Source organism: Natronolimnohabitans innermongolicus JCM 12255 (assembly GCF_000337215.1).
Classification (GTDB): domain Archaea; phylum Halobacteriota; class Halobacteria; order Halobacteriales; family Natrialbaceae; genus Natronolimnohabitans; species Natronolimnohabitans innermongolicus.
Map to the genome: position 1 here is coordinate 1 of NZ_AOHZ01000002.1, position 25,616 is coordinate 25,616.

At 64.6% G+C, this 25,616-nt stretch carries 22 protein-coding genes; 11 read left to right on the forward strand and 11 right to left on the reverse strand.

The features are described 5' to 3' along the window. Positions 1-254 precede the first annotated feature (254 nt). The 7 genes from C493_RS00040 to C493_RS00070 all read left to right on the forward strand — a co-directional run bounded on the left by C493_RS00040 (position 255) and on the right by C493_RS00070 (position 7,793). Positions 255-1,727: an extracellular solute-binding protein gene (locus tag C493_RS00040; RefSeq protein ID WP_007257325.1), complete on the forward strand. Its 1,473-nt coding sequence runs from the start codon at positions 255-257 to the stop codon at positions 1,725-1,727. Beyond that, on the forward strand, positions 1,717-2,766 hold the full coding sequence (locus C493_RS00045; protein ID WP_007257326.1) for a carbohydrate ABC transporter permease: 1,050 nt from the start codon (positions 1,717-1,719) through the stop codon (positions 2,764-2,766). The genes C493_RS00040 and C493_RS00045 overlap by 11 nt, the downstream gene beginning before the upstream one ends. After that, the gene (locus C493_RS00050; protein WP_083912347.1) at positions 2,766-3,914 is read left to right on the forward strand and encodes an ABC transporter permease subunit; all 1,149 of its coding nucleotides are present in this window, start codon (positions 2,766-2,768) and stop codon (positions 3,912-3,914) included. Before C493_RS00045 ends, C493_RS00050 begins: the two co-directional genes overlap by 1 nt. A gap of 6 nt (positions 3,915-3,920) precedes the next feature. Next, the gene (locus C493_RS00055) at positions 3,921-5,114 is read left to right on the forward strand and encodes an ABC transporter ATP-binding protein (RefSeq protein ID WP_007257328.1); all 1,194 of its coding nucleotides are present in this window, start codon (positions 3,921-3,923) and stop codon (positions 5,112-5,114) included. A gap of 98 nt (positions 5,115-5,212) precedes the next feature. Next, positions 5,213-6,325 (forward strand): Gfo/Idh/MocA family protein, encoded by a 1,113-nt coding sequence (locus C493_RS00060; protein ID WP_275039825.1) that lies wholly within the window; start codon positions 5,213-5,215, stop codon positions 6,323-6,325. A gap of 55 nt (positions 6,326-6,380) precedes the next feature. Further along, positions 6,381-6,704, forward strand: coding sequence for a hypothetical protein (locus C493_RS00065; protein WP_007257330.1), 324 nt, complete (start codon positions 6,381-6,383; stop codon positions 6,702-6,704). A gap of 120 nt (positions 6,705-6,824) precedes the next feature. Beyond that, entirely contained in the window at positions 6,825-7,793 is a 969-nt protein-coding gene (locus C493_RS00070; protein ID WP_007257331.1) for a sugar phosphate isomerase/epimerase family protein, read from the forward strand. A gap of 34 nt (positions 7,794-7,827) precedes the next feature. On the opposite strand, the gene C493_RS00075 is transcribed toward C493_RS00070, so the two are convergent. From C493_RS00075 to C493_RS00090, 4 genes are all read right to left on the reverse strand, one after another. Beyond that, the gene (locus C493_RS00075) at positions 7,828-8,139 is read right to left on the reverse strand and encodes a HalOD1 output domain-containing protein (RefSeq protein ID WP_007257332.1); all 312 of its coding nucleotides are present in this window, start codon (positions 8,137-8,139) and stop codon (positions 7,828-7,830) included. Positions 8,140-8,256: 117 nt separating this feature from the next. After that, positions 8,257-9,663 (reverse strand): cryptochrome/photolyase family protein, encoded by a 1,407-nt coding sequence (locus tag C493_RS00080; protein WP_007257333.1) that lies wholly within the window; start codon positions 9,661-9,663, stop codon positions 8,257-8,259. Between the two features lie 77 nt (positions 9,664-9,740). Further along, entirely contained in the window at positions 9,741-10,607 is an 867-nt protein-coding gene (locus tag C493_RS00085) for a phosphatase PAP2 family protein (RefSeq protein ID WP_007257334.1), read from the reverse strand. 89 nt (positions 10,608-10,696) lie between these two features. Next, entirely contained in the window at positions 10,697-12,457 is a 1,761-nt protein-coding gene (locus tag C493_RS00090) for an ABC transporter substrate-binding protein (protein ID WP_007257335.1), read from the reverse strand. Positions 12,458-12,728: 271 nt separating this feature from the next. Between C493_RS00090 and C493_RS00095 the strand changes: the two genes are divergently transcribed. Further along, entirely contained in the window at positions 12,729-13,913 is a 1,185-nt protein-coding gene (locus C493_RS00095) for a tubulin/FtsZ family protein (RefSeq protein ID WP_007257336.1), read from the forward strand. 19 nt (positions 13,914-13,932) lie between these two features. Here C493_RS00095 and C493_RS00100 read toward each other — a convergent pair whose 3' ends face one another. Continuing rightward, complete coding sequence (locus C493_RS00100; RefSeq protein ID WP_007257337.1) at positions 13,933-14,373, reverse strand: hypothetical protein; 441 nt, start codon at positions 14,371-14,373, stop codon at positions 13,933-13,935. Positions 14,374-14,508: 135 nt separating this feature from the next. Here C493_RS00100 and C493_RS00105 point away from each other — a divergent pair, with 135 nt between their 5' ends. Beyond that, positions 14,509-15,543 carry an MBL fold metallo-hydrolase gene (locus tag C493_RS00105; RefSeq protein WP_007257338.1) on the forward strand — a complete coding sequence of 345 codons (1,035 nt, stop codon included), beginning with the start codon at positions 14,509-14,511 and terminating at the stop codon, positions 15,541-15,543. Positions 15,544-16,026: 483 nt separating this feature from the next. On the opposite strand, the gene C493_RS00115 is transcribed toward C493_RS00105, so the two are convergent. The 4 genes from C493_RS00115 to C493_RS00130 form a co-directional block, all read right to left on the reverse strand. Then, a complete protein-coding gene (locus tag C493_RS00115; protein ID WP_007257340.1) occupies positions 16,027-16,731 on the reverse strand; it encodes a 6-hydroxymethylpterin diphosphokinase MptE-like protein in 705 nt (234 codons plus the stop codon). 248 nt (positions 16,732-16,979) lie between these two features. Next, positions 16,980-18,173, reverse strand: a complete 1,194-nt coding sequence (gene folP, locus C493_RS00120; RefSeq protein WP_049889051.1) for a dihydropteroate synthase — start codon at positions 18,171-18,173, stop codon at positions 16,980-16,982. Between the two features lie 110 nt (positions 18,174-18,283). Continuing rightward, positions 18,284-19,627, reverse strand: coding sequence for an AMP-binding protein (locus tag C493_RS00125; protein ID WP_049889042.1), 1,344 nt, complete (start codon positions 19,625-19,627; stop codon positions 18,284-18,286). Positions 19,628-19,821: 194 nt separating this feature from the next. Beyond that, positions 19,822-21,057 (reverse strand): Cdc6/Cdc18 family protein, encoded by a 1,236-nt coding sequence (locus C493_RS00130; protein WP_007257343.1) that lies wholly within the window; start codon positions 21,055-21,057, stop codon positions 19,822-19,824. Between the two features lie 1,217 nt (positions 21,058-22,274). Between C493_RS00130 and C493_RS00135 the strand changes: the two genes are divergently transcribed. After that, on the forward strand, positions 22,275-23,039 hold the full coding sequence (locus C493_RS00135) for an RNA methyltransferase (RefSeq protein ID WP_007257344.1): 765 nt from the start codon (positions 22,275-22,277) through the stop codon (positions 23,037-23,039). Positions 23,040-23,096: 57 nt separating this feature from the next. Here the strand turns inward: C493_RS00135 and C493_RS00140 are convergent, their stop codons facing one another. Both C493_RS00140 and C493_RS00145 read right to left on the reverse strand, forming a co-directional pair. After that, the gene (locus tag C493_RS00140; RefSeq protein ID WP_007257345.1) at positions 23,097-23,807 is read right to left on the reverse strand and encodes an HTH domain-containing protein; all 711 of its coding nucleotides are present in this window, start codon (positions 23,805-23,807) and stop codon (positions 23,097-23,099) included. 163 nt (positions 23,808-23,970) lie between these two features. After that, positions 23,971-24,918: a DMT family transporter gene (locus C493_RS00145; RefSeq protein ID WP_007257346.1), complete on the reverse strand. Its 948-nt coding sequence runs from the start codon at positions 24,916-24,918 to the stop codon at positions 23,971-23,973. Positions 24,919-25,097: 179 nt separating this feature from the next. Between C493_RS00145 and C493_RS00150 the strand changes: the two genes are divergently transcribed. Then, positions 25,098-25,580, forward strand: coding sequence for an Lrp/AsnC family transcriptional regulator (locus C493_RS00150; protein ID WP_007257347.1), 483 nt, complete (start codon positions 25,098-25,100; stop codon positions 25,578-25,580). Positions 25,581-25,616: the final 36 nt, after the last annotated feature.

Sequence of the window (25,616 nt, forward strand, 5' to 3'; positions counted from 1 at the left end):
GTACTGGTTGGATGCTCGGTGGAGCTGTAAACCTAAAATCTCCAACGCTCAGGATTCCTCCGTGTTCACGCGGAGGAGGATGTCAATCGTTCTTCGAATATCGTTCACTCGTGTACGCACTTCTTTTTCACCGACGAGTACCAACCTGGATCGCGTAATTGCACATTGAGGCCGAATAGGCCCGGATTTCGCCGCGCTCGCCGCTTCGTGCAAGCCGGTCAATTAAGGGAACGAACGTCGTGTTCTGTTGTCTGATGGGCCGAGAGAATCGCGGGCACTCCCATCGAGCCGGACTGTCCCGTCGGCGGTTCGTGGCTGCATCGACCGCGACGACGGTCGGCGCCGTGTCGATTACCGGCTGTCTCGGGCGCGGGCGCGATCCGAACACCGTCGTGATGACCGGGGCGACGGACTTCGAGGAGATTCTTCACACGGACGACGGCGAGCCGTCGGTCCAGGAGGCGCTGTGGGACGCCGGACTCGACGAGGATATCCACGTCGAGTTGCAGACGGTCGTCAGCGACTCCGTCCAGCGCATGGAGGAGGCACAGTCGACCCTCCAGGCCGGCCGCGCGCCGCCGGACATCCACATGATGGACACCGGCTGGACGATCCCGTTTATCCTCCGCGAGCAAACGGCGAATCTGACCGACGAACTCCCCGATGACACCGTCGACCGGATCGAAGACGGCTATCTCGACGAAGCGCTCGAGGCCGCGCGGAACCCGGAAACCGGTGATCTGCACGCGGTGCCGCTGTTCGTGGACTTCGGCACGATGCTGTACCGCCAGGATCTCATCGAGGACGCCGGCTACGACACGGACGACTGGGCGGAAGAGCCGCCGTCCTGGGAAGAGTTCGCCGAGGCGGTATCCGAGACACGGTCCGAACACGGCCTCGACTACGGTTACACGACACAGGCGGCGGCCTACGAGGGGCTCGCCTGCTGTTCGTTCAACGAGGTCATGTCGACCTGGGGCGGCGGCTACTTCGGCGGCACCGAGAGCCTGTTCACGGCGGGCGACCGTCCGATCACCGTCGACGAAGAGCCCGTCCTCGACGCAATTCGGATGATGCGAGCGTTCATCCACGGCGACGACGACGAACACGCCCTCGATGGCTATCCCCAGATCTCGCCGACGGCGATCGTGCAGTGGTCCGAAGAGGAATCGCTCGGCCCGTTCGCGGGCGGCGATGCGGTCGCCCACCGGAACTGGCCGTTCGCGATCGCCGAGACCGGCGCCGACGAGGCCTTCGGCGAGGATCTCGGCGTGATGACCCAGCCCTACGCCGTCTCCGAAGACGAGGCCGAACACGAGGGTGTCGGCGGAACGGCGGCTGCCCTCGGCGGCTGGAACCTCACGCTGAGCCCCTACACCGACCGCGCCGAGCAGGCGCTGCAGGTTCTCGAGGCGTTCACCCACGACGAGGTCATGCTCACGATCTTCGAGTTACAGGGGTTCATCCCGCCGAACATCGACCTGCTCGACGAGGCCGATCCCGACGAGATCGGGCCGGTCGCGAGGTACGTCGACCAGCTCCAACTGGCGGGCGAAAACGCCGTTCCGCGGCCGGTGACGGACGTCTGGCCGGAGCAGTCCGCGCTCATCTTTCAGGAGGTCAACGCGGCGTTCCGGGGTGCGAAATCGCCCGAGGACGCCATGACTGATCTGGCCGACCGACTCGAGGGAAGCGAAACGGAGGTTGCACAACAGCATGGCGACTGATACTGACACCGACGGGAACGTCCTGGTCGGCGGCGACGACGAACACGACCGCGAGCGCGACCGAACGGGGAATGCAGTCATCAACTGGATGGAGAACCTGAGCGAGGCCGCCTACGCGTACCTCCTCTTGCTCCCCGCGTTCGCCCTGCTGGCGCTGATCGCGTTCTACCCGCTGGTCATGACGTTCGTCACGTCGCTGCGGGAAGACCAGACCCGCGGTGCCGAGCCCCTCGGCGGTTTCGTCGGCATCGACAACTACGTCGACGTCCTCACCGGCAACGCCCGCCTGGCGCGGCAGTTCATGGACGTCACGGTGTCGACGTCGTTTCCCTTCGTCGAGTTCGGCGTTCCGATCCTCCAGCAGGCCCTGTTCGTGACGCTCGGCTTCGCCGTCATCAGCGTCATCCTCGAGACGGTGATCGGCTTCGGTCAGGCTTACGTCCTCGATCAGGAGTTCCGGGGCCGGCGCTGGGTCCGCGTCGCGATCATCCTCCCGTGGGCGGTGCCGATCGTCATCCAGGGGATGATCTTCTTCCTGCTGTTCCAGCCCGAGGTCGGCTTCGGCAGCGACCTCATGCAGTGGCTCGGACTCTTCGGCCCGAACCCGCTGGCCGACAGTCAGGACGCGTTCATCATCATCCTCGTCGCCGACATCTGGAAGTCGGCGGCGTTTATGGCCCTCCTCATCCTGGCGGGCCTCCAGAGCGTCGACCGGAGCCTCTACGACGTCGCCCGCGTCGCGGGCGCGTCGCCGTGGCAGCGGTTCAAGCGAATCACGCTGCCGCTGGTGATGCCGGCGCTGCTGGTCGCGATGTTGTTCCGAACGATGGACGCCATGCGCGTTTACGGCCTGATCGAATCGACCGCCGGCTGTACGACCGTCCCGTCGCTAACCTGCCTCGTCGTCGAGGCGATGTTCGGCGGAACCCGGATCTACGCCACCGCGGCGGCCGTCGCGTTCATGACCGCGCTGGTGATCGGCCTGATCATCTCGGTGTACGTGTTCTTCTTCCGCGACACCGAGGGAGGACCCTACTGATGACCGACGAGAAAGTACCCGACGACGGATCCGAATCGGATGCGCAGTCTTCGAGCGACACCGCGGACGACGTCCCGCCACACTGGCGGGCCGCCCGTCGGGCGAGCGGCGGTGATCGGTCCGGCGAGTCGTCGAGCGACGGCGACCGAACCGGCCGTGAGCCTCGAGCCAGACCGGACGGCGGGGAAACCGGCGAGCGGCGCCACGACGCGCTGCTGGGCGAGGACGGCGACGACGCCGAACTCGACCGCGGACCGCTCGAGCGCTGGGCCGCCAACGCCATCAAGAACCCCGAGCGGACCTACCGGGCGATGTTCTACACCGCGACCATCTTCTTCCTGGTCACGACGCTGTTTCCCTTCTACTGGCTGCTCATGGTCGCGCTGACCCCCGAGGGACAACAGCAGGACATCATCCTTACGCCGAACGGGTTCAACCCCGGCGCCTTCATCGAGGTCTTCGAGGTGTTGCCGTTCCACTGGTACATGTTCAACAGCTTCGTCATCGCGACGGCCTCGACGATCATCGTCCTGGTCATCGCGAGCCTCGCGGGCTACGCCTTCGGCCGCCTCGAGTTCCCGGGGAAGGTCCCGATGATGATGCTCGTGCTGGTGATCTCCTTTTTCCCGCCAGCGGCCTTTTTCATCCCGTTGAACGACCTCTTTAACACCAGCTTCTTCGTCCTCGAGCCGATCACGGGCGACGGGACCCTCTATAACACGCCGGGCGCGATGGTCCTCCCGCTGTCGGCGATCTTCATGCCGCTGGCCATCTTCATTCTGACGACCTTCTACAGCCAGATCCCCGACGGATTGGAGGATGCCGCCCGCGTGGAGGGAACCACGCGACTCGGCGCGCTGTTCCGGGTCATCATCCCGCTGTCGGCCCCCGGCGTCGCCACGGCGGGCGTCCTCACCTTCATCGCCGTCTACAACGAGTTCTTCTTCTCGTTTCTGATGACCGACGGCCAACCGGAGAACTGGGCACCGATTCTCGAGGGCATTCTCGGCTATCAGGGCCAGTACGAGGTCATGTACCACCTGATGGCCGCCTCGAGCATTATCGGCGTGATCCCGGTCGCGATCCTCGTGATCGTGGCCCAGGAGAAGATCGTCAGCGGACTGACCGCGGGCGCACTCAAGGAGTAAGATACAATGGCACGAGTACGACTCGAGAACGTCACGAAGCAGTACGAAGACGTCACGGCGGTCGACGACGTGAGCATGGAGATCGAAGACGGCGAGTTCGTCACCTTCGTCGGCCCCTCGGGCTGTGGGAAGTCGACGACGATGGAGACCGTCGCCGGACTGACCAAGCCGACCGACGGCAGGGTCTACATCGGCGACGACGACGTGACGACCCTCGCTCCGAAGGATCGGGGCGTCGCGATGGTCTTCCAGAACATCGCGCTGTTTCCCCACATGGACGTCTTCGAGAACATCTCCTTCGGCCTCCGGCTGCGGACGTACGACGACGAGGAGATCCAGCGGCGCGTCGAACAGGCCGCCGACATCGTCCAGCTCGAGGGTATGCTCGATCGGATGCCCGACGAGATGTCCGGCGGACAGCGCCAGCGGGTCGCGATCGCCCGCGCCATCGTGCGCAACCCCGACGTCTTCCTGATGGACGAGCCACTCGCCAACCTGGACGCGAAGCTCCGAGTGCACATGCGCACGGAGCTCCAGCGACTCCACCGCGAACTGGGGACGACGATCATCTACGTCACCCACGACCAGGCCGAGGCAATGACGATGTCCGACCGCATCGCCGTCCTCAACGCCGGGAAACTCCAGCAGATCGCGCCGCCCCTCGAGTGTTACAACGAGCCGGCGAACCTGTTCGTCGCCGGCTTCATTGGCTCGCCGTCGATGAACTTCGCGGAGGGGACGCTCGACGAAAGCGGCCTCGAGACGGCCAACTTCCGCGTCGACGTCGATCCCGAACGGATACCCGGCGCGACCGTCGGCGACGAGATCACCCTCGGCGTCCGTCCCGAAGACGTCCACCTCTCGCGGGACGCCGACGCGCTGGGACAGGCGACGGACCCCATCGACGCCCGAACCGACGTACTGGAGCCGATGGGCGACGAGATCTTCGTCTACCTACTGCTCGCGGAGGGGATAGAGCGGTCGATGGAGGAGGATCCGGCCTCGTCGTCGGATCAGTTGCTGATGAGCGTTACCCCCGACACCGACGTTTCCGAAAATCAGGACGTCGACGTCGTCCTCGATCGCTCGAAGATTCATCTCTTCGAGACGGAAAGCGGCGAGGCGCTCTGTCACGGACTCACCGATCGGTCCGAACGGGAGTCGGGAACGACCGCGACCGAGACCGAAGCTGATAGCTAGCGTGTGGGGCCGTCGGTCAGCTAGCTGGTCGCCGAACGGTTCTCGTTTGGCAACGGACAAAAGGCGCTCCAGCCCAACATTCGATATAGCACTAGCTGGTGTACGGGTCCGAGAACAGACAGTACGTATCAGATGAGACACGGATGACAAGAGATCGACGCGACATCGAAACCGGTATCGTCGGCCTGGGCAACATCGGCCAGTATCACGCGGAGCGACTCGTCGACCTCGGCGTCCCGCTCGTTGGAGGCATGGACGCCGCTGCGGACGCACGCTCCAGATTTGCCAGACGATACAACGTCGACGTTTACGAAGACCACCACGAACTGTACGACGACGTCGATGCCGTCATCATCACGACGCCGAACAAGTACCACGAGGAGTACGCAGTGGACGCCTTCGAGCGAAATCTCCACGTCCTCCTGGAGAAACCGCTTGCACACTCACTCGAGAGTGCACAGCGAATCGCCGACGCCGCGGCAGACTCCACGGGCCACGCGATGGTGGGGTTCAACAATCGCTTTTCGAACACGGTCCGAATCGTCCGCAACCGAATCGAGCGGGCCGACCTCGGCGAAGTCACCCACGTCGAGGCGAACTACGTCCGACGACGGGGCATTCCCGGCCGCGGCTCGTGGTTCACTCGCCGCCAGATCGCCGGCGGCGGCGCGCTTATCGACCTCGGCGTCCACGCCATCGACCTCGCGCTCTACCTGCTCGGGTACCCCGCCGTCACCGAGGCCAACGGCGTTGCCCGCAGCGAGTTCGGTTCCGACGAGGGGTACGCCTACCTCGAGATGTGGGGCGAAGACGCCGGGCCGGCCGGCTTCGACGTCGACGACTCGGCCAGCGCGTTCATCCGCTGTGCGGACGATCGAACGATCTCCCTCGAGGTCGCCTGGGCGACGAACCGACCGGCGACCCACGAGTTCGTCGTCCGCGGAACGAAGGCCGCCGCCCGGTTCGACCTCCTCGAGGGCGATCTGACGATCCATTCGGCGAGCAACGTTGGACCGGACCACCTCGAGAACACGGCGATCGAAACGCCCCAGAACGACACCCACTCCGAGGAGCAGGAGGCCTTTTTCGACCGGATCGTCGACGAGGATCCTGACGACGAGAGCATCGGGCAGGCGCTGACCGTCCAGCGAGTCATAGACGCGATCTACCGCTCGAGCGACTCGGGCCGAACAGTCTCCGTCGAAAAGTAGGCGTGATCGGGGGCTCGGTCGGGGTTTTTTTGCCGTCGCCGTGGGATTCCCTGCCATGAGATGCACCCACCCGCTCGTTCTCGAGATCGGCGTGAAGGAAATATCGGCAGGAGCGACGGTTCCGGTCCGCGTTCTCGCGCGAAACTCGCGGAACAGACCCGTCGAGAACGCCGTCGTTCGGGTCGGGTCGCAGGTCCAGCGCACCGACGAGGCGGGACGCTGTGAACTCACGATACGCTCGCCCGGATTCTGGCGGGTCACGGCCTACAGTCCGCCGACCGAACAGGTCGCCTACGAGCCGGCAACCGCACTCTTGCGGGTTCACTCCGGGTCGACAACGCCGAGTCAGCTTCGTCGGCTGGGCCTGACCCCTGCGTAGTCTCGACGCGGCGGGTCGGTGTGAGACCGGTACGGAACCAAATATATCCTATGTCGCGATACAGAGAGGGTCCGTTGCCGGCCGTCGTTTTATTTTCGCGGCCGCCGTCGAACGGGCCGTATGGAGATCGGCGTACACACCCCACCGCTGGCCGACGAATCGCTCGAGGGCGCACTGGCGTATCTCTCGGAACAGGGCGTCGACGCCATCGAACCCGGCGTCGGCGGCCACCCCGGGCAGGACCACCTCCCGCGGGAGGATCACCTCGACGACGATAGCGCTCAGCAGAAGATCCGGAACCTCCTCGACGAGTACGAGATGCGAATCAGTGCGCTGGCGACGCACAACAACCCGCTCCATCCCGACGACGAGCGCGCCGCTGACGCCGACACCGAACTCCGCGAGGCGATCCGGCTCGCGGCCCAGCTGGACGTCGGCGTCGTCACCTGCTTCTCGGGGCTGCCGGCGGGCGGACCGAACGACGAGGTACCCAACTGGATCACCGCGCCCTGGCCGCCCGAACACGACGAGGCCCTCGCCTACCAGTGGGAGCAGGGGATCGACTACTGGACGGATCTCGCCGCGTACGCCGACGATCACGGCATCGATATCGCCATCGAGATGCACCCCAACATGCTGGTCTACGAACCCCACGGGATGGCCAGGCTCCGCGAGGAGACCGGCGAGCGAATCGGGGCCAACTTCGACCCGTCACACCTCTACTGGCAGGGAATCACGATCACCGACGCGATCCGCCATCTCGGGGAGCGCGACGCGATCCACCACGTCCACGCCAAAGACACCAAGATATACGACGCGCAGGCCCGCGAGAAGGGCGTCCTCGACACGACGGCCTACGACGACGAGCCCAACCGCTCGTGGCTCTTTCGCTCCGTCGGCTACGGTCACGGCGAGGCCCACTGGAAAGATATCGTCTCCACGCTACGCATGGTCGGTTACGACGGCGCCCTGAGCATCGAACACGAGGACTCGTTGACGAGTTCGCGGGAGGGACTCGAGAAGGCGATCGATCTCCTCGAGCGAGCGATTTTCGAGACGGAACCCGGCGAGGCCTACTGGGCAGAGTGAGCACGGACAACCGACGAGCGTCGGACCGTCACCGTCACTCTTCGATCGCCTGCCCGATCGAGTCGCCGGCGACGGCTTCGTCGTCGATCTCGACGCGGCCATCGCTGTCGACGGCGACCTCGTAGCCTTCGTACTCGAGGACGACGCGGACGGTCGGCGAGGAGCCGCGAGGCGTCTGGAACAGTCGATCGAGCGCCGCCGGGTTGACGACGGAGTACAGCGGTTCGTACGCCGGCGGTTCGACGTCGGTGACGTCGACTCCTTCGCGGTCGGCGATCGCCTGAACGATCGCCTCGGTCGGCACGGTGGAGCGTTCGGGCGACGAGGGATCTGGCGAAGCAGACATAGTCGACGGTACATCGAACCGACCGATAAGCGTAGTGGCGAACGAGACTCAGTGAAAACGGGACTCTCGAGGACACTACCGGCGCATTACGGCTGCCTCAGCCAACAGTTGTCGAGGTCAGTCGTCGTCGCCCCGCGCTCGTTCGAACGCCGCGATCGCCGCTTCCCGTCGGTCGCCGTGGTCGACGATCGGTGCCGGATACGACGGTGCGATCGAGGATCTGTCGGCGGGATCGAGATCGTGCCAGCCGTGAATGTCGTCCGCGGACGCATCCTCGAGTTCGGGGACGTACTCGCGAACGTACGTCGCGTCCGGGTCGTACTCCCGTCCCTGCTTCGAGGGATTGAAAACCCGAAAGTACGGCTGTGCGTCGGTGCCGGTCGAGGCCGCCCACTGCCAGCCGCCGACGTCGCTCGCCGTATCGTGGTCGGCGAGCAGCCGCCGGAAGTGCGCGTAGCCCTTCCGCCAGTCGATCAGCAGATCCTTCGTCAGGAACGCGGCGACGAGCATCCGCACGCGGTTGTGGATCCACCCCTCTCGACGCAGCTGTCGCATTCCCGCGTCGACGATCGGAAATCCGGTCTCGCCTGCTTTCCAGGCGGCGAGTTCGTCCGGATCGTTGCGCCACGGGATCTCGTTCTCGTAGCCGCTGAAGTTCTCAGTCACCGTCTCGGGATTGAACGCGAGGACGTGGACGTAGAACTCCCGCCAGGCGAGTTGGCGCTGGAAGGCGGCGACGCTCTTGCGATCGTCGTCGTCGGACGCGCGCTCGGCGGCCGCGTCGGTCGCGTCGTACACCGTCCGGACGCCGACCGTCCCCCACTTGAGGTGAATCGAGAGTCGAGACGTCGCGCCGGCCGACGGCACGTCTCTCTCGTCGGCGTACCGGTAGATGTTGGCGTCGCAGAACGACTCGAGTCGGCGTCTCGCCGCGGTCGGCGTAACCGTCGGCGGCGTCGACTCCGGCTCGTCGAAGCCGAGCGCTGATGGCGACGGAATCGGCTCGCCGTTCGGGTCAGCGAGATCGTCTTCGGTCGGCCCATCGACCGGAGCGTGTTTCTCTCGATCGCGCCACTTCTTCCAGAAGTACGAGAAGACGGAGTAGAACTCGCCCTGATTCGGCGTGATCGAACCGGGCTCGTGGTGGATCGCGTCGTGGACCGGCTCGCACGCGACGCCCGCGTCCTCGAGAGCCGCCGTTACGGCCCGGTCGCGGTCGCGGGCGAGCCCGCCGTAGTCGTCGGCCCAGACGACGGTCTCGACGCCGTGATCGGCGGCCAGTTCCGGAAGCACCGCACTCGCCTCGCCCCGGACGACCAGCAGGTCGCTCCCGCGATCGCGGTATCGCGCGCGAAGCGCCTCGAGGGCCTCGCACAGACACGCGACCCTGACGGGCGAGGCGTGTTCGAGGACCGTTGGATCGAGGACGAAGACGGGAACGATCGGCTCGTCGAACGCCGCTGCCCGCTCGAGGCCGCAGTTGTCGCTGACGCGGAGGTCGCGTCGGTGCCAGTACAGGGGCATGCGGGTATTGACGGGCTGCAAACCGAAAACCTCGAGGGCTCGGGGAATCCGCCGAAGGCGGCGATCACGAGTGGGCGCTACTCGCCGTCGGCTTTCGGCGACTGGAACCGTGACGCGACGAACGTCCTGATGCCGTCGACGATTTCCTCGACCGTGTAGTTGACGCCGATGTAGACGCTGACGAGTGCGAGCACCGTTCCGGCGACGACATCGGAGAACCAGTGGATGCCCAGATACATCGTCGAGAGCGCGACGCTGATCGCGAGGAACCCGGCGACGGGAACCCACGATGGATACTTCTCGCGAGTGACCCACGCCAGGAAGAAAACGGTCATCGAAAGCGACGTGTGCAGCGACGGGAAGACGTTCGTGTTCTGGTTGATCTCGTGCGTGAGCGCACCCGACTGTGGGAAGGCCGTATACAGCAACCCTTCGAAGAGTTCCGGACTCAGGTTTCGCGGCCCGTAGGCGATAAACAGCGTATAGAACAACAGCCCGATCGCGTAGTTAGCGGTAAACGAGAGAATGAGCGTCGAAAGATCGTCCATCTCCTCGAGCGCGAAGTACGCGATGAACGGAAAGATGAGCAAGAACGCGTAGCCGTAGATGTAAATAAAGACGAAAAACGACGTCAACGCCTCCGTCTGAAACGACTGGAGGACGATTACGGGCTCGAGCATGGCCTGGTCGAACGCCGACAGCTGCGGCGTGATGTTGTTCTCGAGGACGCGGCGCTCGAGGCGCTGGACGACGTCCTGGGTCGACCAGCGCAACAGGAGAACGGCCGCGAGCACGGCGAGTGGCAGCAGGCACGCCTCGAGTCGCCAGCGGAAGTCGCGGATCGCAGCGACGATCCGTCGCGGGCCGACGATAGCGAGCGTCGCGGCCACGAGCATCGTCGCCACGATGAGTGTGAGTTCGAGCAGGACGTCGAGGAGGGCCATTCGGTGTACCTGTTGGTGCTACTGGGTCCTGGCCATTAACTCTTTCAGCGATCGTGCGGGCAGTCGTCGTTCGACGGAACGAGTGCGTCTCATCCGGACGAACCCAACAGGGCATCGTCCTCGTAGCTGTAGTGGATCTCGCGGAACAGCGACCGAGCCGCCCTCGGATCGACCTCGCCGGCCGTCCCGGGAAAGTCGAGTAGCGTGGACGCGCGCTCGTCGTCGAGCGTATCGCCGGGCCAGTTCGCCCGGCGAAGCCCGACGAGTTCGGTTGGTGCCGTCGCCGGATCCGCAAATCCCTCGAAGAACTCGGTAACGACGTGTTCGCGATCGATCAACTGCGAACAGATGCGTCGGACGTGTGGATGGCCGAGTTCGCTGTGTTGGGCGTTGTAGCCGATCATGTAGAACGCATCGGTCGTTCCGGTCGCCGTCGAGACATCGTCAGCGTCGCGGATCGATTCGGCGTACTCCGGCGGCAATCCGCCGGCCGTGATATCGATTTCACCGTCGATCAGTGCATCGACCATCGCACCCGGGTTCGGTGCGACCTCGAATCGGATCCCGTCGTATCGTGGAAACGCCTCGAGGACGTCGGGACGATCCGCCGCCGAAAGCAGCGCGTGATCCTCGACGGGCGTCAGTTCGAGTTCGACGTCCGTCGTCGCCTCGCCGAACTCGAGAAGGCCGGAGCCGACGGGTTCGTCGTTATCGTGTGCCAGCGCCTCGGGCTGACGGTCGACGAGGAGGGTCGACCGGTCGGTCCAGACGTGTTCGGGAAGGATCGGAATCGTCAACGCTCGGCGGGCGACCGCCGGCGTCGTTTCGGTAAACGTCAGCGTGATCGTCCGCGAGTCGACGACGGTCGCCGCGTCGACCAGCGTCCGTCGTCCGCGAAATCTGGGCGCCGGGATCCCGTCGTCGACGGCGCCGAGCGACGTGTCCTCGACGAACCGGTACGTGAATTCGACGTCCTCGGCGTCGAGCGACTCGCCGTCGTGCCACTCGAGGCCGTCGCGAAGCGTGATGCGGAGTCGAAGGGGGTCGTTTTCGTCCCACTCGAAGTCGTCGATCAGCCACGGAACGTACTCGCCGTCGATCCGTCGGGCGAGCGGATCGTAGAGCAACCCCAGGAGGCCGTCGATACGGTTCTGATCGACGGTGATCGGGTTGAGCCGTCTCGTCAACCCTTCCCCGTAGACGCCGACCACGAGCGGTCCGTCACGCGGTCCGTTATCCGGCAGGGACAACACGTCGAGGAACTCGTGTGGTCGTTCCGGCGGCGACGGGACGTCGATCTCGTCTCGTCGTCCGCCGAGCGCGTGGGGGTGGGCGACGGCCGTGTACGGCGTCGTCATCAGCAGGTGATCGAGCAGCTCGTCGAGAGCGTCGGCGCGATCTCCATCGGCGCGTCGCTGTACCTCGAGCGCGTCGTCGATCGTGAGATCCGCAAGTTGAAAGGGGTTCTGCCAGCCCTGTTCGCCGACGAACCGCGAGTGTAACAGCCCGTGAAACGCGTCGGGTTCGTCGAGGCCCGGGTGGCGAGCGACGAAGACGTCGTAGTTTCCCTCGAGGAGGAGATCCCGGTACAGCTCCGCCTCGCCGATCGGTTCGTGCGTCGCGTCGATGCCGGCGACCTCGTAATTCTCCCGCAACCGGCTCGCGATCGTCGCCGCCAGCCGGTCGTCGTCGGCCGGAACGGTTTTGATCGTCAGCGAAACCTGGTCAGGGCCGGTGGTCTCGGCCTGCGACCAGAGCTGTTCCAGACACCCGGCGAGCCCGCTCGCGGCGGCGACGCTCGCGCCCGCGAGCAGGTTCCGCCGGGTCGTCGGAGGGCCGGCGTCGTCCATACACAGGTCGCTACGCCACCCCAGCGTATAGGACTTACTCTGATAACAACAGGTCCTCGCGACGATCGGAATCGATAGACGGTGACGAAACGTCGGATATCATTATTCTCAGTAGTAGATGATTATCGTCTATCTATGAACATCATAACAAACTGAATGGGTGTCGCCGTTCCGGTCGTGGCGCCGGTCGCTGTCGACCGCTGTCGGCCACCGTCGATCGGGACGGACCGAGCGGGGAGATGGCGGCCGGCCACGGGAGAACACGTTCACCATGAAACTCGCACTCATCGGTTTCGGACAGGCGGGCGGGAAGGTAGTTGACCAGTTTCTAGCCTACGACGAACGGGTCGACGGCGGCTTCGTCGAGGCGGCGATCGCGGTCAACACCGCGACGACGGATCTGCAGGGACTCGAGCGAGTCCCACGGTCGAACCGTATTCTCATCGGGCAGGCGCGCGTCAACGGCCATGGCGTCGGTGCCGACAACGAACTCGGTGCCGAGGTCGCCGAGGCGGATATCGACGAGGTTCAACACGCTATCGACGACGTGCCGACCCACGAGGTCGACGCGTTCCTCGTCGTCGCGGGGATGGGCGGGGGCAGCGGCTCCGGCGGCGCGCCGGTGCTTGCCAGACACCTACAACGAATATACACGCAACCGGTGTACGGCCTCGGAATTCTGCCCGCGACCGACGAGGGCGGCCTCTACACGCTCAACGCGGGCCGGTCGTTCCGAACGTTCGTCCGCGAGGTCGACAACCTGCTCGTCTTCGACAACGACGCCTGGAGAAGCGCCGGCGAGTCCGTCGAGGGCGGCTACGACCGGATCAACCGAGAGATCGTCGAACGGTTCGGCCTGCTGTTTGCCGCCGGCGAAGTCGGGAGCGGCGATGCGGTCGCCGAGAGCGTCGTCGACTCCTCGGAGATTATCAACACGCTCTCGGGCGGCGGCGTCTCGACGATCGGCTACGCGACCGAGACCGTCGAGACGAGCGCCAGCGGGCTACTCTCGTCGTTGTCGAGTTCGAAAGGAAGCAAACACGACGGCACCGATCTCGACACGGACGGCGCTGCGACCAACCGACTGACCAGCCTCGTCCGCAAGGCCACGCTGGGACGGCTCACCCTCCCCTGCGACGTGAGCAGTGCCGACCGCGGACTCGTCGTCGCGAGCGGTCCAGCGGAAGAGCTGAGTCGGAAAGGCGTCGAACGCGGGCGCACGTGGCTCGAGGAGGAGACGGGAAGCATGGAGATCCGCGGCGGCGACTACCCGACCGGCGGCGACGAGGTCGGTGCGATCGTGCTCCTCTCGGGCGTGACGGACGTTCCGCGGATCGACCGACTCCAACAGGTCGCCGTCGAAGCGAAGGAGACGACCGAAGACGTTCGGACGCGATCCCAAGAGGGAACCGCCGCGCTCGTCGATACGAGCGGCGAACTCGACGCGCTGTTTTGAATCGAATCGCGCCGTCGTCTCACTGGTCGACCGCGTCCGGTCGGATGAAGCCGTCGACCGCCGTCCGAAACCGCGAACTCTCGTGGTACCACAGCCAACCGGCGACGACGATGACGATCAGCGACATGAGGACGATTCCGGCCGTCGCGGTCGTGTAGGCGAGCGCGCCGTCACCCGACACCGCGAAGACGTTCGCCGAGTTGTCGTGAACGAAAAAGAAGTAGCTCACGAACCAGCCGTTCGGCAACAGCGTCGCGATGAGCAAGGGCGGCCCGTACCGATAGTTTCGCATCCAGATTAATCCGAACGCGAACAGCGGGCAAAGCACGCCGACGACCAGTAGGAACACCGGCTGTCCGTCCGAAAACGTCGCGCCGGCCGCTGACTGGGCGATCGCGAACAGACCGAGGATGGCGAGGTACGCCACGAACGGGGCCGTGATGATGAGTCGGCTATCCACGTACTAGAAACGCTACCTGTTCGTCTTAACCGTTATTACCAGTTGTAGAACGCGTGACAACTGTGGGCGACTTCGGTTGCGTCGTTCCACATCGAAACCGAGGCCGTGACGGCACTCGAGTGTCACAGTATCCGTATGACACGGGATAGCGTCCGGCGGATCGGCGTCGGCAGTGGCTCTCCGGAGGGGAAAAACAGCGCGTACCTCGTCGACGAGCGGGTCGTCGTCGATCCCGGACCGCCCGACGACGACGCCTGGGCGGATCTGACGGACGGCCTCGAGCGCGCGGACGTTTCGCTTACCGATCTCGAGGCCGTCCTCGTCACCCACTGGCACGTCGATCACGCGGGGCTGGCGCCGCGACTGGCCGACGCGGCGGGCGCGACGCTCGCGATGGGCGCTGGAGACGCGCCGCTCGTCGCCGACTACGGAATCGAACGCGAGCGGCGCCTCGAACGGGACCGCGAGACGATGCGATACTGGGGCGTTCCGGCCGACGCCGTCGAGCGCGTCGTCGCGGGCGATACGCCCTCGCCGATGCCGGAGTCAATTTCCGTCGAGCGACTCGCGGACGGCGACCGCCTCGCGGGCCTCGAGGCCGTCGCGACGCCCGGACACACGCTCGGCCACACGGCCTTCGCGCGAGACGACGCGTTACTGGTCGGCGACGCCGTATTGCCGACGTATACGCCGAACGTCGGCGGAAGCGACACGCGGACGCTCGCACCCGAGTCCGTTCAGTCCGTCCGCGAAGGCGGCGCAAACGACGGCGCGGCGCGTCGAACCGATCCCCTCGCCGACTTCCTCGAGACGCTCGACCGACTCGCGGACCGCTCGGAGCGGTTGCTGCCCGGCCACGGTACCTCGCTCGCAGCCGACCGGATCGAAACGGTTCGCGACCACCACGAGGAGCGATCGGCGCGCGTACTCGAGGTACTCGAACGTCGAGCGAACGAACCCGCAGCTCGCGCTGCTGCTGATACCGACGAAACAGCCGACCGGACGGGAACGACGCCGTGGACCATCGCCCGCGACCTGTTCGGTGATCTCGGGGGCTCTCACGTCAAGTTCGGTGCCGGCGAGGCGGCCGCTCACTGCCGACACCTCGAGCGGCGGGGCCTCGTCGGCCGGCGCTCGACGGATCCGGTTCGGTACGTCCCGCTCGACTAGCCGACGACGGACGGAGAAACACGGTCGTCGAGATACGGCGAGACGATCGGATCAATCGATTTCACCGCGGTAATCAGTCCCTTACCGCCGAATCGTCGGAGTAGTTACTCTGGAAAACTGTTCAAATATACTGTCAATCACGATATGAAGACAATAACCAAACACGATATGATCGGATCGTCAGCCATGGGAGTGAATGGGCGATCCGAGCGATCATCGACGTCATCGCGACTACGAACCGTCCTGGAGACGATCCTGTTTCGACCCGACGAACGGACCGTCGTCGAGGAGTGTCGACGGTGCGGGACGACGCGGGAGACCGGCGGACCGTGCTGTCCGACGTGCGGGTGCGACGAAATCGCACGCTATCACATCGGCTAACGGACAGTCCCACGCTATCACATCGGCTAACGGACGATCACGGTCGCGCGGATGGTCTCGAGGGTCACTCGAGTGAGACCGAGAGTGCTGCGGTCCCGGGGCTCACTCCAGGGAGACCGGGAGCGCTTCGGTCTCGATACCGTCGCGTCGACCGTCGAGTACGTCGAAGCGGTCGTTCCGTCGCGTCTCGAGCCAGTAGAGCAGTCGTTCTGCCCACTCGAGTTTTCGGGCCTTCGCTGAGTCGACTGACTCGTCGTCGAAGTCCCAGCCGACGAAGACGAGCGCGCCGGCTCCGAAGTGATCCGCGAGAAACGCCGCGCGGTCGCCGTCGGTGAAGCCGCCGAAGTTTCGCACCGGCCCGCGGGGTTCGACCTGCGTGGTCGGCAAGACGAACTCGTCCGCGCAGTCGGGGACGATATCGCGGACAGCGGGAACGTTGTCGCCGTGGGCGTGGACCGCGACCGGCACGCCATCGCGGGTCAGTCGACGAACCGTCTCCGGGTTCTTATCCAGATCCGTAACCATGCAGTCGACCTCGATTCCGCGGGCGGCGAGCACGTCGGCGGCCGTCGACGCCGCGACGACGACGTCCGCGGTCCGCGCTCGCTCGAGTTCCGCGTCCGTCTCGAGGGAGGGGCCGGCGCCGGCGATTGCGACCGTCGCGTCGCGGACACTCGAGAGTCGGGTGCGGTCGAATTCGTCGGTGAGCGACGCCAGGACGTCGCGTGCGCGTTCGTCGCCCGCTCGGCCGTAGCCGAAATCGGCGCGAATCGCCTCGTAGACCGGATCCCACTCGTCGAACTCCATGGCCGATGTGGGTCCCGCGGTCGTAACTGTGTTCGGTTCGACGGATGCCGTCGCTCGAGGGCGTGATTCGCCGGTGTCGCGTGCTGGCCCCGTCGAACCGCGACGCTCGACGAGTGGGCCGTCGCTACTCGACGTAGTACCACAATAATTCCGTGTTGTGGGCCGGGAGTCGCCTCCGAAGTACCCCTACCCAGGAGGCCGCCCGGCGTCCACTCCCTCTTTTCGAAGCCTCCGGCATAAGCTTTCTCTTACTCAAGCATTTCTGAGAGCGAGTCCGCGATCGCTGCTAAATTGTCGTCTCTTCGGCTGAGACAGTCAGATACAGCGGAAATACTCGATCGAGTACCGAGCAGAAGCAAGCGATCTGTGCTAACACTGAACACGTCTGCGTCGGTGTCGGCGACGACGGAGGTGACGCCGATTCGATCGTTACCGTCGAGTCCGTCGATCTCGACGGCGAGCGTCGACCACTCGTCGGCGACCGCCGGATCGATGCCTCGTTCGTCGAGGTGGACGCGAAGGTCGCGACTCGAGCGAACGTCGAGTTCGCAGACCGAAAGGTCGCCGTCGTTGACGCGGGAGCGCTCGGTGAACGCGTCGCCGATGAGCGCCGCGTCGCGGGTCTCCACGACGTCGTGGGTTCTGATCACGTGCGCGCCGCGTTCGACCGCGAGCGACGTCGCCGCGAGGCTGACCGGCAGGCGGTCGTCGGTCTCGCGGTCCGCGATCTCTCCGAGGAAGTTCTTCCGATTGATCGAGACCAGCATCGGCTTGCCGAGTGCGCGGAACTCCCGCAGGCGGCGGAACGTCTCGCGATCGTCCGCGAGGGTCTGGGCCTCGCTCCAGCCGCCGAACGCGGGATCGACGATCGTCTTGTCGGTCAGACCGTTCTGCTTGAGGGACTCGTAGACCTGATCGACGTAGTCGGCCTCGGCGGCCCAGTCGGCCGATTTCCGTGCGCCCCAGTCGGTCTCCTCGACGGCGCCCGGTCGCTCGAGGTCCGGCGGACTCGCCATCTTCGCGACAGCAGCGTCGTACTCCTCGCAAACGGTCGGCATCTCCGGGTCAGCGAAGCCGGCGATGTCGTTGACCATATCGAACCCCTGCGAGAGCGCCTCGTCGGCGACCGCGGCGTATCGCGTCTCGATCGAGAAAATCGCGTCCCCAGAGACGCTCTCGATCGTCTCGAGGGCGACGTGGAGTCGGTCGAGTTCCTCCTCGGCCGACAGCACGTCGAAGCGCTTGTTCGCCGACTCGAGGCCGATATCGACGATCTCCGCCCCCTCGTCGATGAGTTCGTCGTCGACGTATCGCGCCGCCTCGCCGGGGTCGTCGTAGACGCTCGGATCGTAGGGCGACTCCTTGCTGACGTTTAACACGCCCATGATCCGCGGTGGATAGTCGTCGCCGATCCCCAGTCCCGCCGCGTCGACGTTGTCCATACCGTGACTGTGGCCACCAGCCCCAAAGGTATCGCGGTTGTCGACGACTGCGGCGCCGACGAGACGGTTCGTTCGCCCGCCGACGGGGTGCTCAGCCCGCCCGACTGCGGTCACACACCGTCCCGTACGGTCTCCATCGGATCCGTGACGCAGACGACGCCCGGACGGGAACGGTCGAACGAGTCATCGCCGTCGAAATTGTCGCCGCCGGTACTCGTTTTCGATTCCGGATCGGTCCTCGAAACCGTGACGCCGGTCCGGACCCAGCGTCGGCCCTCGACCGACACGAATCGGTCGGCGGTCGCGTCCGGTCGGTCCACGTATCGCTCCATCGTCCCCGGCCCGTCCACGACGAGCGTGTCGCCGCGTTCGGGCACGGTATCGTCCTCGAGGGTCCGTGTGTCGATCTCCGAACGCGTCCGCGCCTCGACGCCCGGAAGCGTTTCGCCGAGTCGGCCCGCCTCGACGTCTGCCGGCGTCCTGACGTGTGTCAGGCCCGTCTCCGGGCGGCCGCGAACGCGGATCGCCTCGCCGGCGTCGACCCGTTCCTCGAGCGGCGCCGCCGTTCGTTCGACGACGACGGCGTCGGTGACGTCGGCGTCGGTGGCGCCGAGCGATCGCACCGCGTCGTACTGCGCCGGCGCGAGAAACGTCCGATCGGCGGCGCCGGTCGCGAGCAGCGACCGGGCCGTCTCCGGCGTCCAGTCGTCGACGGGAACGTACCGACCGCCGCCGAATATCGCCGCCGTCGCGCCGTACAGCAACTCGAGCGGGTCCGAAAGCGAACGCGAGCCGAGGTGGCGAACGGCACCGCCGTCCGGCGTCCGTGAATCGGGCACCGACGACCCGTCCGTTGCGGACCCGAGCAACGACTCCCCCACGTCGCCGGCTGCCGCGAGGGTCTCGTGGGTGTACTCCACGCCGAGCGGATCGCCGTCGGAACCGGTGCCGTAGGCGAGTAGCGCGCGGTCTCGGTCCGCCCGCCGCGCAACGTCGACACCCGTCCGACCGCCGGCGAGGTTCAAGCTACTGTTCTCGAGCAGGCGCTCGAGCGCGATGCCCATTCGCGCGTCGCAGTCGACGGTGATGACGACCTGAACCGCCTCCGATCGGTTGATTATCGGCAGAAACGGCGTCTCGTCGGTGACGTAGGCCCTGGCGTCGACCTCGTTCAGGATGGCTCTGATCGTTCGATTATCGACGTCGGGCGGGATGGTGACCGGCACGCTTCCGTTTCTGAGTGCGCCGTAAACGGCGACCAGAACCGCTCGAGGCGTCGAGAGGCGAATCGCGACGGCGTCGTCGGGAGAAATGCCTCGGTCTCGGAGTCCGCCGGCGAACGCGTCCGTCATCGACCAGAGTTCCGAGAACGTCACGGGATCGTCGCCGTCGATCGCCACCGACGACTGGTTGTTCATCACACGATCGCGCAACTCGGCGACAGCGTTAGTCATTACACGGGCGAGGAGTTCGCGTATGTTTAATCTTCTGCGAATATCTGATTGAATTGTGGGTGGGATTCTGAGGAGAGCATATTTCCTAGAGGATTCGTCGGTTCTGGCTGAAACGACGATCGATCTGGACGTTCGTCGTGTCGTCTCGTCACCTCCGTGTAGCCCGGGGCTGCTCTCCCGGCCCTACAGACGGGTCACTCCTCGTCGTCGTCCTCGAGTACCGCCAGCCGCGAATCCCGCAGGAGGACCTTCTTGACGATCGACGGGTTCTCGAGCAGGCGGTGTTTCGCGTGGGCGCCGCGGCCCCGTCCCCGACCCTCGCGTTCGGATTGAATCACGTTGAGGAAGTTCTGTTCCTGGAGGATCTCCTGGACGCGACGCTCCGAGAGCACGTCGAAGTCGAGCTGGTGAGCGATCGACTTGTACTGGTTGTAGATGATCTTCGTCGGGAACTCCTTCTCCGAGCTGTTCTCGGTCAGGATCGTCAGCGCGTAGAGGATCGCCTTGGCCTGCTGGGGCGAGCCCTCGATCAGTTCGTTGAACCGGTCGGCCTCGGTTTTCTCCTTGGCGTCGCGAACGTGGTCTGCCGTCACGCGGGTCGCGTTCTGTTTTTTCGCGATCCGGCCCGCGTTCCGGAGGATGTCGATCGCCTTGCGCGCGTCGCCGTGTTCCTGGGCCGCGAGCGCCGCCGTGAGCGGAATCACGTCGTCGGAGAGCACGCCGTCGTGGAACGCGTCGCGGCGCTTCTCGAGGATTTCGACCAGCTGGTTCGCGTCGTACGGCGAGAAGACGAGTTCGTCGCGGGAGAGACTCGATTTGACGCGCTCGGAGAGGTGGTCGGGAAAGTCGATCTTGTTCGAGATGCCGATGATGCCGATGCTCGAGTCCGAGATGCGTCGATTCTCGCCGGCCCGCGAGAGTTTCCGCAGGACCTCGTCGTCCTCGAGCATGTCGATCTCGTCTAAGATGACGATGGTAACGTCGGTGCAGTGATCGACGGCTTGCCAGAGGCGTTTGTAGTAGTCGCCGGTGCCGAGTCCCCGGTCGGGAACGGTGATGCCGCTCCGATCGGATTCGTTGACGATCTGGGCGATCGTCTTGACGATGGAGGCCTCGGTGTTTTGCTCGCCGCAGTCGATGAAGGCGTACTTGACTCTGACGTCGTCGCGCTGTGCTTCCGAGATGACGCGCTGGGTGACCGACCGGGAGATCAGCGACTTCCCGGTTCCGGTCTTCCCGAAGATGAACAGGTGGTTGGGCTCACTCCCGAAGATCGCGGGATTCAGGGCGTCCGCCACCCGTTGCATCTGCTCGTCGCGGCCGACGATCCGATCCGGGCCGGGCAGGTGCGTGATCTCGAGCAACCGCTCGTCGGCAAACACCGGATCGTCGTACCGAAAGAGTGGATCACGATCGTCGTTGGCGGACATTGCGCTACCACGTGGCTTTCTACCGAACTGAAATAAAGGTATGGAGATCGATCGCGGATGTAAATTTCGGGTACTAGAGCCGTACGGTGGAGAGACGACCTCGATTCGGTTGTTCACCAGAACGCAGGACCCTCGCGTTTCTAAACACCTGGTTGAATCGCGTCGATCGAGTACGTCCAGAACGTGGCAACCACCGACACCCCCATCGCGGATGTAACGCTGACGCCGGTTTCCGTCGGCATTCGAACGACAGTGGATCGCGACTCGAGATGCGCCACGGGACTCAGGAGTCTGGAAACGGCGGGCGAATACCACCGGTATCGGACGCTATTGCCTGAAACGACGCTCTCACTCGAGCCGTTGGGGACACACACCCCCCTCGCGTTTGTAACGACGAACGGGTGGGTGGGGTGGAAAATTATTCCCGAATGTTGGCCGATCTGGGATTTTCTGCCCCGAGATTACATCCGCGACGGAGGTGTGTTCCACGAATAGACCGCCACACGAATACAGCGTTACATACGCGAAGGGGGTGTGTCCCCCCTTCGCGAACGCAGTACTGTAGTACGGATCGAATAGTGGCGGTTCTCTCCGTCAGACGCCGGATTTTCACACGTGACCATAGTGGGGGTGATCGCCCACCAGTGACGGAGATGGCGACGGTGACGGAGATGGTATCCACGATCGCAACGATGGCAGTACCGATACGATCGCGACAGGGACATTGACGACACCGATACCAGGACAGACGAAACTGATACCAGAACAGACGACACCGATACCCGGACGTTAAGCGACACAACTCGAGATCGGTCGAGACCAGCGACAAGATGACGACTCGAGAGGAGAGCGTGATTTCCGGGAAGTGATGAGGATCACTCTCTAGAATTATCTTCTAGACTAGAAATACTACTTCTAGACTAGCTAGTAAGACTAGCTAAGAAAGACGAAGACGGTAACTAGATGTGAGGTTCTGTAGGGTGATCAAGGATAGATCAGGCTAGTGGCGGTCCAAGCCTGAACTGATGGGGCGGATCGTGTGATGTGGTCCGATTCGACCCATCAGTCGACGGTTGGAACGGTACTAGATCGAGGAAAGAGTCGATCACGGTCACACAGTCACGAAACACCACACCCGATCGCTCCCATTCTCGCTCGAGTCCGCTCGGAACCGAAACGGCTACTCCCCTCCTCGAGTGGATATGCGACACTGAACGATGACTCCCGACCCCGCCAGCGATCCCTCGTCCGACCGCACGCCGCCGGCAGTCGCCGTCGTCGACGCCCAGGCGCCGGGGAACGTCGGAACGATCGCTCGAGCGATGAAGAACTTCGGCTTCGAGGAGTTACTGCTGGTCGACCCGCCCGAACTCGATCCGGACGGTGAGGCCTACGGCTTCGCGGGTCAGGCCCGCGAGGACATCCTCCCGAACGCGGCCGAGATTTCGTTCGACGACCTCGTCGATACCTATCACACGATCGGCTGTACCGCGGTGACGAACGAAGACGACCGCAGCCACGTTCGCTTTCCGTTCTCGACGCCGGCCGAACTCGCCGAACGACTCCCGACCGTCGAGGCCCCGACCGCGCTCGTCTTCGGTCGCGAACGGGTCGGTCTGACCAACGAGGAACTCGCGCGGATCGACGAGATCTGCTCGATTCCCGCCAGCGCCGACTACCCCGTTCTCAACCTCGGACAGGCGGCGACGATCACGCTCTACGAACTTCGATCGCTGACGCTGACCGACGACGGAACGCAACTCCCCGACGTCGACCGCGTTCGTGCGCCCGAACCGACCGTCGACCGCCTGTACGATCAGTGGGACGACCTCCTCCGCGAGATCAACCATCCCGAGGAAAAACACGACAAGACGATGCGACTGCTCCGACGGGTGTTCGGCCGGGCCGACCTGACCGAGCGCGAGGCGAATACCCTTCTCGGCGTCCTCCGGCGGGCGACGGAACGGCCCGCCGAGCGGTAACGACCGCAACGGCTCGGCGCGACGCCGTCTCCCGGCGACGACGACACCTATCGCACCCTATCGCGACTCGACGGCCGTCGTCTCACGCTCGTCCGCACTCGATCGCGCGCTATCGGTCTCCGGCTCGTCCGCACTCGAGCGTGCGCTATCGGTCTCCGGGACAAATTGGCCGCCCTCGGAAACCGTTCCGATCCAGCCGCACTCGAGGCAGGCGAACAGCCCCTGTCCGTCGACCAGCGACGAACCACATTCGGGGCAGTCGGTTTCGACGTCGGGCTTCGCGTCGGTACGCTCGGATTCTGATTCGGGTTCGGTTCCGAGCGGCGTCGGGCGGTCGCCCGTTCGGAGCGCAGCGATGGCCTCGTCGGAGGTGTGCGTTTCGTCGGTCGTCTCGTCAGTGTGGGGGAAGACGCCGACGAGTTCGTCGTCCGCGTAGAGTTCCAGACACAGCAGGGGCGTCACGAGCAGTTTCGTCGTCTCGCCGGTTATTTGCGAGGTCGTCGTCCGTTCGCGAAACGGGGGACGGACGCTCACGCCGCGTCGGTCGGCCCACCGCTCGAACCGCTCGAAGCTCTCGAGGGCCTCCTGATACGGGCTGTCGTCGCTCAGCGCGATCTCTTTTGGCCAGCTGCGAAGCAACAGATCGTCGACCGCCCCTTCGGATTCGCAGGCACGGAGGGTCTCAATCTGCCGATCGACCGGCTCGAGCAACAACGGCGCACGGACGTGGCAGACGGCCGTGATCTCGCTCGGTTCTGTGTCTGTCATGCGTTAGTAGATGGTGCCAGTCTGTAAACTGATAAAGGTTTTCGACGACGCAGATATGCAGATCTATCTATATTTTATGATTGTTCGTCGAACTCACCAGTCAAAACGCGGAGTATCGAAACCGGGGTCAAACTCGCAGGAGATCTGTCCGTCGGCCGACGCGTCAGAGCGTGGTCGACCGCGTCCCGAGCAGCGAGCGAAGCAGCGCCCGGAGGGCCTCGCGTTTGATGAGGACGAAGCCAACGAGGATGACCGCCAGTCCGAGCACCGTCACCGAGTCGACGACCTGGCCGAGCAGGAGCCAGCTCACGCCCATCGCGACGACGGGTTCGGCGTAGCCGACGAGGACGACCTGCGTCGCGCCGCTTCGCTCGAGCAGTTCGAAGTACAGCAGGAAGGCGAACACACCGGAGATCAGCGTCAGGTAGCCGAACGTGAGGAGCGCGGCCCCCGTCCACTCGATCGCGGCGACGGATTCGCCGCGCAGTCCGGCCCAGGCGAGCAGGACGCCGGCCCCGATGACCATCGCCCAGGCCTGGAGCGACTCGAGCGGGAGCGTCGACTCGATCGGGCGCACGAGCACGGTCCCGAGGGCAAACGCGGCCGCCGAGGCGAAGACGAGCGCCGCACCCAGCGTTACGTCGCCGCCCAGCGCCGAGGGCGACGGTTGGACGATCGCGACCACGCCGAGGAGGCCGAGGACGAAGCCGACGATGCCGGCGGGTGCCAGTCGCTCGTCGGGAAGAAGCACGCCGGCGAACGCCGCCGTGAGGATCGGCGCCGTGCTGGCGACGGTCGCCGCGAGCGCGCCGGAGACGTACAGTTCGCCGAGATACAGCAGGCCGTGATAGAGCGCGATGACGAACACGCCCGCCAGCGAGACCGCGAGCCACTCCGAGACGGTCCTCGGCCAGAGTCGGTCGGTGACGAGTGCCGCGTAGCCGAAGACGATCAGCCCCGCGATCGCGTATCGAAATCCGGCGAACAGCAGCGGTGGAACGTACTCGAGGCCGATCTCGATCGCGACGAACGAGCTCCCCCAGCAGAGTGCGAGCATCGAAAACAGCACCGTTTCGCGGTGCCGGTTTGGAATGAATCCGGTAAGAGTCATACCAAATTCGAAGCTGACGGTACTATTTGAACGCTTCTACAAGAGAACCGAAATAGACGAATTTAGAACCACACATATGGATTTCATCCGAGTACTCTCTCACTAGTACAGTAGGTATTGGAGAGAACTACAACCATATCAGTCACAAGAGGTATTTCGTCGCCGCCCGAAGGACGCCCATGGACGAGCGCGACGTGCGACTGTTGAAGGCGATCTCCGAACTCGAGACGGGCAGTCCCGAGCGACTCCACGAAGCGACGGGTATTCCGGTCTCGACGATTCACTACCGACTCAACAACCTTCGCGAGGAGGGGATCATCGCGAACGATCGCTACGAGATCGACCTCGAGGAACTGGGTCTCGGCGTCACCGTACTGGTCGAGATCCACGCCGACTACCAAGGCTCCTACGAGTCCTTTGCCGATCAGTTGCTGACCGTCGAAGGGGTCACGAACGTCTACTTCACGATGGGCGAGACGGACTTCATCGTGATCGCGCGGCTGAGCGACAGCGGCATGGTCGAGCGACTGATCGCCGAGTTCGAACAGCTCGAAGGCGTCGACCGGACGGACTCGACGTTCGTCATTTCGGCGATCGAAGAGCGCGATGCCCTCCAGAGCTACGAGTTAGAGACGTTGCTCGAGGAGTTGACCGACAACTGAGCGAAGACGAGAACCGAGGACGACTGACCGCGTTCG

Coding starts and splice junctions, on each gene's coding strand:
- C493_RS00040 (WP_007257325.1), top strand. CDS start 255: ATGGGCCGAGAGAATCGCGGGCACTCCCATCGAGCCGGACTGTCCCGT.
- C493_RS00045 (WP_007257326.1), top strand. CDS start 1,717: ATGGCGACTGATACTGACACCGACGGGAACGTCCTGGTCGGCGGCGAC.
- C493_RS00050 (WP_083912347.1), top strand. CDS start 2,766: ATGACCGACGAGAAAGTACCCGACGACGGATCCGAATCGGATGCGCAG.
- C493_RS00055 (WP_007257328.1), top strand. CDS start 3,921: ATGGCACGAGTACGACTCGAGAACGTCACGAAGCAGTACGAAGACGTC.
- C493_RS00065 (WP_007257330.1), top strand. CDS start 6,381: ATGAGATGCACCCACCCGCTCGTTCTCGAGATCGGCGTGAAGGAAATA.
- C493_RS00070 (WP_007257331.1), top strand. CDS start 6,825: ATGGAGATCGGCGTACACACCCCACCGCTGGCCGACGAATCGCTCGAG.
- C493_RS00075 (WP_007257332.1), bottom strand. CDS start 8,139: ATGTCTGCTTCGCCAGATCCCTCGTCGCCCGAACGCTCCACCGTGCCG.
- C493_RS00080 (WP_007257333.1), bottom strand. CDS start 9,663: ATGCCCCTGTACTGGCACCGACGCGACCTCCGCGTCAGCGACAACTGC.
- C493_RS00085 (WP_007257334.1), bottom strand. CDS start 10,607: ATGGCCCTCCTCGACGTCCTGCTCGAACTCACACTCATCGTGGCGACG.
- C493_RS00090 (WP_007257335.1), bottom strand. CDS start 12,457: ATGGACGACGCCGGCCCTCCGACGACCCGGCGGAACCTGCTCGCGGGC.
- C493_RS00095 (WP_007257336.1), top strand. CDS start 12,729: ATGAAACTCGCACTCATCGGTTTCGGACAGGCGGGCGGGAAGGTAGTT.
- C493_RS00105 (WP_007257338.1), top strand. CDS start 14,509: ATGACACGGGATAGCGTCCGGCGGATCGGCGTCGGCAGTGGCTCTCCG.
- C493_RS00115 (WP_007257340.1), bottom strand. CDS start 16,731: ATGGAGTTCGACGAGTGGGATCCGGTCTACGAGGCGATTCGCGCCGAT.
- folP (WP_049889051.1), bottom strand. CDS start 18,173: ATGGACAACGTCGACGCGGCGGGACTGGGGATCGGCGACGACTATCCA.
- C493_RS00125 (WP_049889042.1), bottom strand. CDS start 19,627: ATGACTAACGCTGTCGCCGAGTTGCGCGATCGTGTGATGAACAACCAG.
- C493_RS00130 (WP_007257343.1), bottom strand. CDS start 21,057: ATGTCCGCCAACGACGATCGTGATCCACTCTTTCGGTACGACGATCCG.
- C493_RS00135 (WP_007257344.1), top strand. CDS start 22,275: ATGACTCCCGACCCCGCCAGCGATCCCTCGTCCGACCGCACGCCGCCG.
- C493_RS00140 (WP_007257345.1), bottom strand. CDS start 23,807: ATGACAGACACAGAACCGAGCGAGATCACGGCCGTCTGCCACGTCCGT.
- C493_RS00145 (WP_007257346.1), bottom strand. CDS start 24,918: ATGACTCTTACCGGATTCATTCCAAACCGGCACCGCGAAACGGTGCTG.
- C493_RS00150 (WP_007257347.1), top strand. CDS start 25,098: ATGGACGAGCGCGACGTGCGACTGTTGAAGGCGATCTCCGAACTCGAG.